Below are 10841 nucleotides of genomic sequence, written 5' to 3'. Positions count from 1 at the left end.
GACTCTACAGTGGAGCCGCTGTCCCGGTGATCCCGCGCAGCACGGCGGTGATCGCGGCGATCAGGTCCTCCTCCCCGGCCAGGTCTTCGCCGGTCAGGTCCACGCCGTCCAGGTCGGCTATCCGCCGGACCACCGCTTCGATCAGGCTCTTACGGGTGCGGAAGTAGGCCGAGGTGGTGCCCTCCGGCAGGGCGGCGCGACGGTCGACGGCCCGGTGGGTGAGGCTGTAGAAGGAGTTGGTGATGACACGGCACGCGGTGGTGGTCGGTGGCGGTATCGGCGGGCTCAGCGCGGCCCTCGGCCTGCACCGGGCGGGGTGGCGGGTGACGATCCTGGAGCGGGCCGCCGCGTTCCGGCCGGCCGGTGCGGGGCTGGTGCTGCAGGCCAACGGGCTGCGCGGGCTCGACGAGCTCGGGGTCGGTGCCGAGGTCCGCGCCGGTGGGCGGCCGGGCGCGTCCGCAGGCACCCGCCGGTCCGACGGGCGCTGGCTGGCCCGGATCGAGGCCGGGGCGGTCGAGGCGTACGGGATCCACCGGGCCGTCCTGCACGAGATCCTGCTCGGCGCGCTGCCCGCCGGCGTCGAGGTGCGGACCGGCACACCGGTCACCGACGTGACGGCGGACGGCGTGGTCACCTGCGGCGACCTGATCACCGCGGACCTGGTGGTCGGTGCGGACGGCATCCGCAGCGTCGTCCGGAGCCGGCTGTGGCCCACGGCGCCCGGCCCGGTCCACTACGGGGTCACCGCGTGGCGGGGCGTCACCCCGGTCTGGGACGGTGCGCTCGACACGGCGATCACCTGGGGCCGGGGCGCCGAGTTCGGCATCGTGCCGCTGTCCGACGGGCGGGTCTACTGGTTCGCCTCGGTCAACGCCGCGCCCGGCACCGCGCCCGATGCGGTCGACGACCGGTTCCGCGGCTGGCACGAGCCGATCCCGGCACTGATCGCCGGGACCGGCACGGTGTTACGGGACGACCTCGCGTGTCTCGGTGCGCCCCTCCCGTCGTACGTCAACGGTCGTGTCGTTCTTCTCGGCGATGCCGCCCACGCGATGACGCCGAACCTCGGTCAGGGTGCCAACCAGGCCATCGAGGACGCCGTCGTGCTCGCCACCGCCGGGCCCGCCGGCTACGACCGGCTGCGGCGGCCCCGGAGCCAGGAGGTGGCGCGGGCGTCACGGATGGTGGGACGGTTCGGTCAGCAGCTGGAGAACCCTTTGGCCATCGCGGTACGGAACACCGTGATGCGCTGGACCCCGCCGCGGCTGGCGCTGCGCTCGATGTCGCGTTACGCCGACCCGGACAGCGCCGGCAGGTAACCCTTGGCGTAACCGGCGTTGTTCGGGTGGTACGAATTCTGCGCCGGAATGATCGTCACCCCGTTGAGGTAGGGGTCCGGCGAGCAGATCTCGTGCCCGGAGAAGTCGTCACGCACCTCGGAGTAGACGAACCCGGCCGCCTGCGCCCGCTCCTTGATCTTCTCGTCCAGCACCCGGGCGCCGTCGTTGATCGCGGTCTGCTTCGCGGTGCTCAGCGCGCAGCCGGTCGCCGGGGAGGCGTAGATCAGCGGGTACGACAGCACCACCACCTTGGCGCCCGGGGCCTTCGCCTTGATCGCGGCATAGGTGGCGTCGAGCTTGCCGGGCAGCGTGTTCGCCACGTACGTCTTACCCGCGTCGACCTTGGCCGCGCAGTTCGCGTCGGTGGTGGTCCAGCAGGTGATCAGATCGGCGCCGCTGCTCAGAGCCGGGATCTGCGTGCTGCGCACGTCGTCGGTGGTGGCGCCGCTGCACGCCAGGATCTGGAACGAGGCCGGGCTGTTGGCGGCCGCCCACAGCGGCCCGTAGGCGTTGTTGCTGCGCAGACACGAGCCGGACTGCCCACTGGCCCCGACACCGGACGAGTAGGAGTCACCGAGAGCGGCGTAGTCGACGGCGCTGACGGCATGAGCGGGCCCGGCAAGCCCGAACGAGAGAACAGCAGAACTGACAACACTGGCGAGGACGGTCGTCTGACGCACCGAATGCCTCCGGGGGACGTAGCTGGGGGATACCGGAGGCTAGATCGCCGCATCGAGAAAAAGAACGGCGTGAATTTATTGTTACCGCCGGATAAAATCCGGAGTTCGACTGTCCTCAGCCGGGCCGTGTTGCCAGGGAACGCCCCAGAGCGGCCGCGGTCTCCAGGTGTGTGGCCTTGTCCGGGCCGGCCAGCACGTGGAACGACGCGGTGTGGGCCCGTGGGCCGATCCGGTCGGTCAGCATCACGGTTCGCATCGCTGGTAGGACGCCTGACGATTCCAGGGTCTCGGTGGGGTGGCCGGCCGTGCACAGGACCAGTGCGCGGGTGGCGACGTTCAACCGCATCGGCTTGTACGCCCAGCCGACGGTCAGGACGCGGTCGAACCAGCCCTTCAGGATCGCCGGGCAGTCCGCCCACCACACCGGATAGACGAACGCCCACGTGTCGGCCGCGTCCAGCAGCTCCTGCTCGGCGCGCACGTCGGGCGGCACCGCCCCGGCATACTCCGCCGCCGTCATCACCGGCGAGAAGCCGGAGGCATAGAGGTCCGACACGGTGTACGACGGGAGCCCGCTCACGAACGCGTCCAGCACCTCCCGGGTGAACGACGACGGGGAGGGATGCGCGTACACGACATGGACCGCTGTCACCCCGTGATCATGACACCGGTTCCCCGGTGGGAACGGCATCAGGGCTTGGGCCGGCGCCCCGCATCGGCGATGCTCTTCATGGATCCACCCATACCGATGCGGAGGTTCGATGACCACGGTTCTGCGCAGACTCGACGAGATCGCCGGCACGCTGGCGTCCAGGCCGGATGTGGTGGGTCTGCTGGGGCTGGGTTCGTGCGGCACCCAGCGGGGCCGCGTCGACGAGCATTCCGATCTGGACTTCTTCGTGGTCGTCGACGAGGGTGCGAAGTGGCGTTACCTGGACCGGACGGACTGGCTGGAGGCCGCCGGCCCGATCACCTACCGGTTCGATCACGACCGCAACGGGCGCAAGGCGCTCTACGCGGACGGCGTCTTCGTGGAGTACCTGGTGTTCACGGCAGCCGAGTTGCGGACCGTCCCGTTCTCCGGGGCGCGGGTGGTGTGGAGACGTGACGACGCCCCGAAGGATCTGGCCGAGTCGGGCCGGTCGATCCCCCGGGAGCCGTTCCATACCGAGGAGTTCCACCTGAACAACGCTCTGACGAGCCTCTACGTCGGACTGCACCGGGAACTTCGCGGGGAGAGACTGGCGGCGTCCCGGCTGATCCAGGGGAGCGCGGTCGACGACGTGATCGCCCTGTCCCGGCTGGACGGCGGCGACTTCCCGTACCGGGATCCCTTCGATCCGGCCCGGCGGGTGGAGCGGGCCTTCCGTCTTCCGCTGGCCGCGATGGTCCCCGGCTACGACGGCAACGTGCCGGCGGCCCGGTTCACCCTGGACTGGCTGTCGAAACGGTATGCCCTGCCGGCCGGGATCGGCGACGCGATCCGGGAACTGATCCGATCGGCTGATGTTTGACGATCTTCGGAGCGAGGAACGTCGATGCGATGATCACCGTCGTACCGAAATGGCGTGCTGTAGTCCTTGATTTTCTGGAACGGGCCGGGTGGTCGGCCGGTCAGGTGTTCCTCGCGACGCTCCTGGCCGGCGGTGCCGGTTCGGTCATCGATCTGCCGTGGCGGTATTCGCTGACCCTGGCGGTGAGCGCGTTCGTCGTGTCGCTGGTGCTGACCGGCGTGCAATACCTGTCGAAGATCACCGATCTGGCGTTCTGGCCGGATCTGCTGCTCCGGTTGGCGAAGACGTTCCTGTCGTCGCTGGCCGGGTCGATGGTGGCGGGCGCTTTCGACGTCACCACGTTCGATTGGGAGAGCGCCCTCAACGTCGCGTTCCTGGCCACGCTCACCGCCCTGGGAAAGGGGCTGCTGGCGCGCGGCCAGGTCACCAGCCCGTCCACTCTTCCGGAACCGACCTATCGCGAAGCGGTGGAGAAGAAATCAGTAACCGATGGGCAGCCCGGCGTAGTTCTCGGCGAGACCGGCGGCACCGGCCCGGCTCCCGGCGACCCAGCGTAGCTGCGACAACTGCAGCTCCGCGTCGAACGGATCCCCCGACGTGTGCAGCATCGTGGTCATCCACCAGGAGAAATGTGTGCACCGCCAGACCCGGCGCTGCGCGTCGTCGGAATAGCTGTCGAGCAGCCGTTCGTCACCGGAGATCAGCGCTTTGGCGAGCAGTGCCACATCGGCGATCGCCAGATTCAGGCCTTTCGCTCCGGTCGGCGGCACGATGTGCGCGGCGTCCCCGGCCAGGAAGAGTTTGTCGTGCCGCATCGGCGTCTGCACGTAACTGCGCATCGGCAGCACACTCTTGTCGGTGATCGGCCCCGGATTCAGTTTCCATCCGTCCTGCCCGTGCCCGAGCCGTTTCGACAGCGCGGACCAGATCCGGTCGTCGGACCACGACTGCGGATCGGTGCCGTTCGGAACCTGCAGATAGAACCGGCTGACCGTGGACGACCGCATCGAATGCAGCGCGAATCCGTCCGGATGCCAGGCGTAGATCAGCTCGTCGGTCGACGGCGCGACATCGGCGAGAATCCCGAACCACGAATAGGGATAGACCTTTTCGAACTTCTGAGCCGCCGGTACGGCGTTCCGGCTCGGTCCGAACGATCCGTCACATCCCGCGATGAAGTCAGCCTCCAAAACCGTGATACGTCCATCTTTATCGGTGAACCGAACTCGGCCAGCGGTGTCGACCTCGACGTCCGAAACCTCGTAATGAGCCTCGGCGGTCCGAGTCGCTCCAAGATCCTTCTGAAGCTCTGTCTGCCCATAGACCCAGACACTGCGCCCGGTCAGGGAGACGAAGTCCAGGTGATGCCGTTCCCCCGGCCACTGCAGATGGATTCCCCGATGCTGATCACCCTCGGCCCGGAGGCGAGCCCCCAGCCCCACCGACTCCAGCAGCTCGACACTGGAGTGCTCCAGGATCCCGGCCCGGATACGCGACGAGACGTACTCCTCGGACCGGGTCTCCAGCACGACCGACTCGATCCCGCCCTGGGCGAGAAGATGGGCGAGGAGCAGACCGGCCGGGCCGGCGCCGATGATGGCGACCTGGGTACGCATGCCCCTCAGCGTTGGTCACCCGGAGCCCGGGACACAAGACCCTATTTCCACTGAACGGAAGCCAGCGTCCGGCTGATCCCGTGCGCCGCGACCTGCAGCGCGGACACCAGACGGGGTAGTTGCCGGCGCAGATCCGGCACCACGATGCCGAGTGCCGCCACCACGTCGGCGCCGTTGCGCACCGGCACCGCGACCGAGCAGGCGCCCAGGCTCATCTCCTCGCCGGTGGTGGCGTACCCCTCGGCGCGGACCCGGCGCAACTGGTCGAGCAGGCGGGCCGGCTGGGTGACGGTGTACGCGGTGACCCTGGTCAGCTGCCGCAGGCACTCGGCGCGGACCTCCTCGGGCGCGTGCGCCATCAGCACCTTGCCGACACCGGTGCAGTGCATCGGCAGCCGTGACCCGACCCGGCTGACCACGGGCACCGACACGTGCCCGGCCAGGCGTTCCACGTACAGCACCTCGATCCCGTCACGGACCGCGAGGTGCACGGTGGCCAGGGTGGCGCCGTACAGATCATGCAAAAATGGGGAGGCCGCCTGGCGCAGTCCGCTCTGCACCGGGGCGAGCAGGCCGAGTTGCCAGATCCGCCGGCCGATCACGTACTCCCCGGACGGCTCGCGGGCCAGCGCGCCCCACCGGTGCAGCTCGCCGACCAGGCGGTGCGCGGTGGCGAGCGGCAGGTCGGCACGGCGCGCCAGATCGGTCAGACTGAGACTGCGGTGCTCGCCGTCGAAGGCGCCCAGCAGATCCAGCGCACGGGAGGTCACGGTGACGCCCACCACGGCCCCCTTCCGTCCAGTGGAAGAATTTTAGAGCCAAGTCCGCAACGACCGCCTAGCGTCCGGAGCGTGAACATGGAGTCGTCACAAGCTGACATCAACCGGGAGATCGAGGCGGCGGCCCAGCAGCCGGGCGGGCCACAGCCGAAACTCGACTATCCGTCGTACCGCAGCAGCATCCTGCGGCACCCGAAACAGCCGCCGCACCTGATCGACCCGGAGTCGGTCGAGCTGTGGGCGCCCGCCTTCGGCCACCGGGACGTGGCAGTCGACGAGGCCGACCTGACCATCCAGCACGCCGGCACCCCGATCGGCGAGCGGATCGTGGTCACCGGCCGGGTCCTCGACGGCGACGGCCATCCGGTCGCGAACCAGCTGGTCGAGGTGTGGCAGGCGAACGCGGCCGGCCGGTACCGGCACCAGCGCGACCAGCACCCGGCCCCGCACGACCCGAACTTCACCGGCGTCGGCCGGATGCTGACCGGCCCGGACGGCACCTACCGGTTCCAGACGATCAAGCCGGGACCGTACCCGTGGCGCAACCACCTCAACGCGTGGCGCCCGGCGCACATCCACTTCTCGCTGTTCGGCACCGACTTCACCCAGCGCCTGGTCACCCAGATGTACTTCCCCGGCGACCCGCTCTTCCCGCTCGACCCGATCTACCAGTCGATCACCGACCCGAAAGCCCGGGACCTGCTGATCGCCCAGTACGACCACGAGGTGACCACCCCCGAGTGGAGCACCGGTTACCGCTGGGACGTCGTGCTCACCGGCACCCACCGCACCCCGCTGGAATCCGACATCGAGGAAACTGCCTGATGAGCGCCGTACCCGGTCAGACCGTAGGCCCCTTCTTCCACCTGGGCCTGGAATACGACGCGATGAACGAGCTGGTGCCACCGGGCAACCCGAAGGCGGTCCGGCTGCACGGCACCGTCCGCGACGGCAACGGCGACCCGGTCCCGGACGCGGTGCTGGAGATCTGGCAGGCCGACCCGCAGGGCGCCGTCCTGCGCCAGCCCGGTTCGCTGCGCCGCGACGGCTGGACGTTCACCGGCTGGGGCCGGGCCGCCACCGGCGCCGACGGCCACTACCAGTTCTTCACCCTCGAACCCGGCGCCACCGAACCCGGCACCGCCCCGTTCTTCGCCGTCACCGTCTTCGCCCGCGGCCTGATGGACCGGCTGTTCACCCGCGCCTACCTCCCCGACGTGCCGGAACTGTCGTCCGACCCGCTGCTCAGCGCCGTCGCCGAGGACCGCCGGCACACGCTGATCACCACCCGCGAGCCGGACGGACTGGTCTTCGACGTGCGCCTGCAGGGCGACGACGAGACGGTCTTCCTGACCTATCCGCGCCTGCGCGACGCCTGGTCCTGACTTCGACTTCGACTTCGACTTCGACTTCGTGACAAGGGAGAACGCGTGACCGACCTCCTGTGGCCCGGGGACGACCGGGCCGGTGACGTCTTCACCGACGCCGCCGTCCTCGCGGCCATGGTCCGCGCCGAAGCGGCCTGGCTGACCGCGCTCGTGGCGCACGGTGTCGCCGAACCGGCCGCCGCCGACGACCTCGACGGCCTGATCGGGCCGGACGACGTCCCGCTCGTGGCGGCCGGTTCGGAGGCCGGCGGCAACCCGCTGATCCCGCTGCTCACCCTGCTCCGGGAGCGTCTGAAAGCCCGCAACCCGGCCGCCGCGTCCTGGCTGCACAAGGGCCTGACCAGCCAGGACGTCATCGACACCGGGCTGGTCCTGTGTCTGCGCGACGCGGCCGGGCAGATCCAGAGCCAGATCAAGGTCCAGACCGATCTGCTGGTACGTCTGGCCGAGGAGCACCGTGACACACTGATGCCGGGCCGGACACTGACGCAGTACGCCGTACCGATCAGTTTCGGTCTGAAAGCAGTGACCTGGCTCAACGGCATCCTGGACGCCCGGGACCGCCTCGCCCTCGCCGCGGCCCTGCCCGTGCAGATCGGCGGCGCGGCCGGCAGCCTGGCCGCACCGGTCGCACTGACCGGATCGCCGATCACCGTCCGCGGCCTGATCGAGACCGCCGCCGACACCCTCGGCCTGCCCGTCCGCGACCCGTGGCACACCGCCCGCGCCCCGCTCACCGGCATCGCCGACGCCCTGGTCACCTGCACCGACGCGTGGGGCCGGCTCGCCAACGACGTGCTCGTCGGCGCCCGCCCGGAGGTCCACGAACTGTCCGAGGGCGCGGTCGCCGGGCGGGGCGGCTCGTCGGCGATGCCGAACAAGCAGAACCCGGTGCTGTCGATCCTGATCCGCCGGGCCGCCCTGGCCGGGCCGATGCTGGCCGCGACCATGCACACCGCCGCCGCCGCGGCCGTCGACGAGCGTCCCGACGGGGGCTGGCACATCGAGTGGGCGACGCTGCGCACGCTGGCCCGGCGCACCGTGACGGCGGGTTCGCAGACCGCCGAACTCCTCTCCGGCCTGCAGGTGGAGAAGGCCTGGATGACAGCGAACCTGGCGTCCGCTCGTCCCGGGATCGACGCCGAGCAGCGCTCGATCACCTCCGGCACCGCCGACGACCGCTACCTCGGCGCGACCACCGAGATCATCGACGCGGCCGTGGCCCGGGCTCGCGCCCCCCACCCATGACCAAACCCAGACCCACCCACCCGAGCCGACCCCGCCCCGGCCGTTCGAGCCGACCCTGCGCCACCCGCTCGAGTCGACTTCGCCCAGGCTGTTCGGGTCGACCGTGCCTTGGTTGTTCGAGCCGGCCCCGCCTCGGCCGTTCAAGTCGACCCTGCCCCGGCTGTTCGAGCCGACCCCGCCTTGGAGAGGGACCACCTTGCTGACTGCCACCACCTTCACCGACGCGCCGGGCAAGCCGCTTCTGCTGCTCGGGCCCTCCCTCGGGACCAGCGCCGAGACCCTGTGGACCGCCTGCGCCGACCGCCTCTACGGCCGGTACCACGTGGTCGGCTGGGACCTGCCCGGCCACGGCCGCAGCGCCCCCGCGACCGGCCCGTTCACCGTCGCCGACCTGGCCCGTGAGGTGCTCGCCCTGGCTGATCGAATCCGGCCAGGGGAGTCGTTCGGCTACGCCGGGGACTCACTCGGCGGCGTGGTCGGCCTGCAACTGCTGCTCGACGCGCCCGACCGGGTGACCGCGGCCGCCCTGCTCTGCACCGGCGCCAAGATCGGTGAAGCGCAGGGCTGGCTGGACCGGGCGAAGCTGGTCCGCGCCGAGGGCACCGAGGCCCTGGTAGCCGGTTCCTGCGAGCGGTGGTTCGCGCCCGGTTTCCTGAAAAAGCAGTCCGCCGCCGGCCCGGCCACTTCTTCGGCCTCCGCGTCTTCGACCTCTGCGTCTCCGGCCTTGGCTTCTTCGACCTCCGCTTCGCCGGCCTCCGCGTCTTCGGCCTCCGCTTCGCCGGCCTGGGCCTCTTCGGCCTCCGCTTCTCGGGCCTCCGCGAAAGCCGCGGCGGAGGCCCCCGCTGAGGCTCTCCTCGACGCTCTCCGCGCCGCCGACCCGGAGAGTTACGCCCGCGCCTGCGAGGCGCTCGCCGAGTTCGATGTGCGCGACCGGCTTGCCGAGATCGCCGTCCCGGTGCTGGCCGTCGCCGGGGCACACGACAGACCGACCCCGCCGGACAGTCTCCGCGCCATCGCCGACGGCGTCCTGAACGGCCGCCTGGTGGTCCTCGACGGTGTCGCCCATCTGGCCCCGGCCGAGAACCCCGAGGTCGTCGCGTTCCTGCTGGACCAGCATTTCGACGAGCAGCGGGCGGCGGGCATCACGGTCCGCCGGGAGGTGCTCGGCGCCGCTCACGTCGACCGGGCGACCGCCGCGACCACCCCGTTCACCCGCGACTTCCAGGACATGATCACCCGGTACGCCTGGAACGAGATCTGGACCCGCCCGGGCCTGGAACGCCGGGACCGTTCCCTGATCACGCTGACGGCACTGATCGCTCTCGGACATGATGAGGAATTAGCGATGCATGTCCGGGCCGCCCGCACCAACGGTCTGTCTGCCGACGAGATCAAGGAGCTGATCCTGCAGACCGCGATCTACTGCGGTGTCCCGGCCGCGAACACCGCGTTCCGGATAGCCCAGCGGGTCCTGGAGGAGGATGAATGACCGATTCGTTCCTGTATGCCGCGACCCGCACCCCGTTCGGCAGGTATTCCGGGGCGCTGGCCGGCGTGCGCCCCGACGACCTGGCCGCCGCCGCGTTGCGGGGCCTGCTGGCGAGGGCGCCCGACCTGGACCCGGCCCGGATCGACGACGTGCAGTGGGGCAACGCGAACGGTGCCGGCGAGGACAACCGCAACGTGGGCCGGATGGCGGTCCTGCTGGCCGGCTTGCCGCCGACCGTGCCCGCGAACACCGTCAACCGCCTGTGCGGCTCCAGCCTCGACGCCGCGATCATCGCTTCCCGAGCCATCGCCGCCGGCGACGCCGAGATCGTGGTGGCAGGCGGCGTGGAGTCGATGACCAGGGCCCCGTGGGTCCTGCCGAAGGTGTCCCGAACAATCCCACCCAGCGACGCGACGGCCCCACCCAGCGACGCGGCGGCGCCGGCCACCGGGGCCCGGCACCTGGCGAACCCGAGGATGCCCACAGCGTGGACCGAGTCTCTGGGCGAGTGCAACGAACGGTTGGCGAACCGTTTCGGCATCTCCAGAGAAAGACAGGACGATTTCGCCGTACGATCACACACCCTCGCAGAGAAGGCCTGGACCGACGGCTTCTACGACGACCTGGTGACCCCGCTCGGCACCCCACCCACCGATCCCGCCGGCGACGTCGACCCCGATTCCACCGGCACCGCCGCCCACCACCAGGCCCCGGTCCCGGCCGGTCCCGCCGTCGACCACCGGGTCCAGGGCCCGGCTGGCACCGTAGTCGACCATCGGGCCTCGGT

Annotated in this window: 13 protein-coding genes; 8 read left to right on the top strand and 5 right to left on the bottom strand. The window is 70.4% G+C overall.

Going from position 1 to position 10841, the window contains the following annotated elements; genetic code table 11:
• Nucleotides 1-4: 4 nt before the first annotated feature.
• On the bottom strand, nucleotides 5-133 hold the full coding sequence (locus tag Aco03nite_RS54355; protein WP_275415951.1) for a hypothetical protein: 129 nt from the start codon (nucleotides 131-133) through the stop codon (nucleotides 5-7).
• A gap of 109 nt (nucleotides 134-242) precedes the next feature.
• Between Aco03nite_RS54355 and Aco03nite_RS39835 the strand changes: the two genes are divergently transcribed.
• Nucleotides 243-1319 (top strand): FAD-dependent monooxygenase, encoded by a 1077-nt coding sequence (locus Aco03nite_RS39835; protein ID WP_203805898.1) that lies wholly within the window; start codon nucleotides 243-245, stop codon nucleotides 1317-1319.
• Here the strand turns inward: Aco03nite_RS39835 and Aco03nite_RS39830 are convergent.
• Together Aco03nite_RS39830 and Aco03nite_RS39825 are read right to left on the bottom strand one after the other, a co-directional pair.
• Nucleotides 1289-2020, bottom strand: coding sequence for an SGNH/GDSL hydrolase family protein (locus Aco03nite_RS39830; RefSeq protein WP_203805896.1), 732 nt, complete (start codon nucleotides 2018-2020; stop codon nucleotides 1289-1291). The genes Aco03nite_RS39835 and Aco03nite_RS39830 overlap by 31 nt on opposite strands.
• A 115-nt stretch (nucleotides 2021-2135) precedes the next feature.
• Entirely contained in the window at nucleotides 2136-2672 is a 537-nt protein-coding gene (locus Aco03nite_RS39825) for an NAD(P)H-dependent oxidoreductase (protein WP_239145824.1), read from the bottom strand.
• A 109-nt stretch (nucleotides 2673-2781) separates the two neighbouring features.
• On the opposite strand from Aco03nite_RS39825, the gene Aco03nite_RS39820 reads away from it, so the two are divergent.
• Nucleotides 2782-3534 (top strand): hypothetical protein, encoded by a 753-nt coding sequence (locus Aco03nite_RS39820; RefSeq protein ID WP_203805892.1) that lies wholly within the window; start codon nucleotides 2782-2784, stop codon nucleotides 3532-3534.
• Between the two features lie 29 nt (nucleotides 3535-3563).
• Nucleotides 3564-4091: a hypothetical protein gene (locus Aco03nite_RS39815; RefSeq protein ID WP_203805890.1), complete on the top strand. Its 528-nt coding sequence runs from the start codon at nucleotides 3564-3566 to the stop codon at nucleotides 4089-4091.
• Here the strand turns inward: Aco03nite_RS39815 and Aco03nite_RS39810 are convergent.
• Together Aco03nite_RS39810 and Aco03nite_RS39805 are read right to left on the bottom strand one after the other, a co-directional pair.
• Entirely contained in the window at nucleotides 4014-5150 is a 1137-nt protein-coding gene (locus tag Aco03nite_RS39810) for a 4-hydroxybenzoate 3-monooxygenase (protein ID WP_203805888.1), read from the bottom strand. The genes Aco03nite_RS39815 and Aco03nite_RS39810 overlap by 78 nt on opposite strands.
• A gap of 41 nt (nucleotides 5151-5191) precedes the next feature.
• A complete protein-coding gene (locus tag Aco03nite_RS39805; RefSeq protein ID WP_203805886.1) occupies nucleotides 5192-5932 on the bottom strand; it encodes an IclR family transcriptional regulator in 741 nt (246 codons plus the stop codon).
• Nucleotides 5933-6007: 75 nt separating this feature from the next.
• Here Aco03nite_RS39805 and pcaH point away from each other — a divergent pair, with 75 nt between their 5' ends.
• The 5 genes from pcaH to Aco03nite_RS39780 form a co-directional block, all read left to right on the top strand.
• Nucleotides 6008-6754 carry a protocatechuate 3,4-dioxygenase subunit beta gene (gene pcaH, locus Aco03nite_RS39800; protein ID WP_203805996.1) on the top strand — a complete coding sequence of 249 codons (747 nt, stop codon included), beginning with the start codon at nucleotides 6008-6010 and terminating at the stop codon, nucleotides 6752-6754.
• Complete coding sequence (gene pcaG, locus Aco03nite_RS39795) at nucleotides 6754-7314, top strand: protocatechuate 3,4-dioxygenase subunit alpha (RefSeq protein WP_203805884.1); 561 nt, start codon at nucleotides 6754-6756, stop codon at nucleotides 7312-7314. Before pcaH ends, pcaG begins: the two co-directional genes overlap by 1 nt.
• 45 nt (nucleotides 7315-7359) lie before the next feature.
• Nucleotides 7360-8565 carry a lyase family protein gene (locus Aco03nite_RS39790; protein ID WP_239145823.1) on the top strand — a complete coding sequence of 402 codons (1206 nt, stop codon included), beginning with the start codon at nucleotides 7360-7362 and terminating at the stop codon, nucleotides 8563-8565.
• A 196-nt stretch (nucleotides 8566-8761) separates the two neighbouring features.
• Nucleotides 8762-10054, top strand: a complete 1293-nt coding sequence (pcaC, locus tag Aco03nite_RS55090; RefSeq protein WP_203805882.1) for a 4-carboxymuconolactone decarboxylase — start codon at nucleotides 8762-8764, stop codon at nucleotides 10052-10054.
• On the top strand, nucleotides 10051-10841 hold a 791-nt coding region (locus Aco03nite_RS39780), incomplete at its 3' end, for a thiolase family protein (RefSeq protein ID WP_275415950.1). The genes pcaC and Aco03nite_RS39780, both read left to right, overlap by 4 nt.

The sequence above is a fragment of the Actinoplanes couchii genome, from assembly GCF_016862075.1.
GTDB classification, from domain to species: Bacteria; Actinomycetota; Actinomycetes; order Mycobacteriales; family Micromonosporaceae; genus Actinoplanes; species Actinoplanes couchii.
Note: the sequence above shows the minus strand (reverse complement) of the source record. Positions and strands in the feature narration are given on the sequence as shown.

Coding starts and splice junctions, on each gene's coding strand:
- pcaG (WP_203805884.1), top strand. CDS start 6,754: ATGAGCGCCGTACCCGGTCAGACCGTAGGCCCCTTCTTCCACCTGGGC.
- Aco03nite_RS39810 (WP_203805888.1), bottom strand. CDS start 5,150: ATGCGTACCCAGGTCGCCATCATCGGCGCCGGCCCGGCCGGTCTGCTC.
- Aco03nite_RS39820 (WP_203805892.1), top strand. CDS start 2,782: ATGACCACGGTTCTGCGCAGACTCGACGAGATCGCCGGCACGCTGGCG.
- Aco03nite_RS39815 (WP_203805890.1), top strand. CDS start 3,564: ATGATCACCGTCGTACCGAAATGGCGTGCTGTAGTCCTTGATTTTCTG.
- pcaH (WP_203805996.1), top strand. CDS start 6,008: ATGGAGTCGTCACAAGCTGACATCAACCGGGAGATCGAGGCGGCGGCC.
- Aco03nite_RS39835 (WP_203805898.1), top strand. CDS start 243: ATGACACGGCACGCGGTGGTGGTCGGTGGCGGTATCGGCGGGCTCAGC.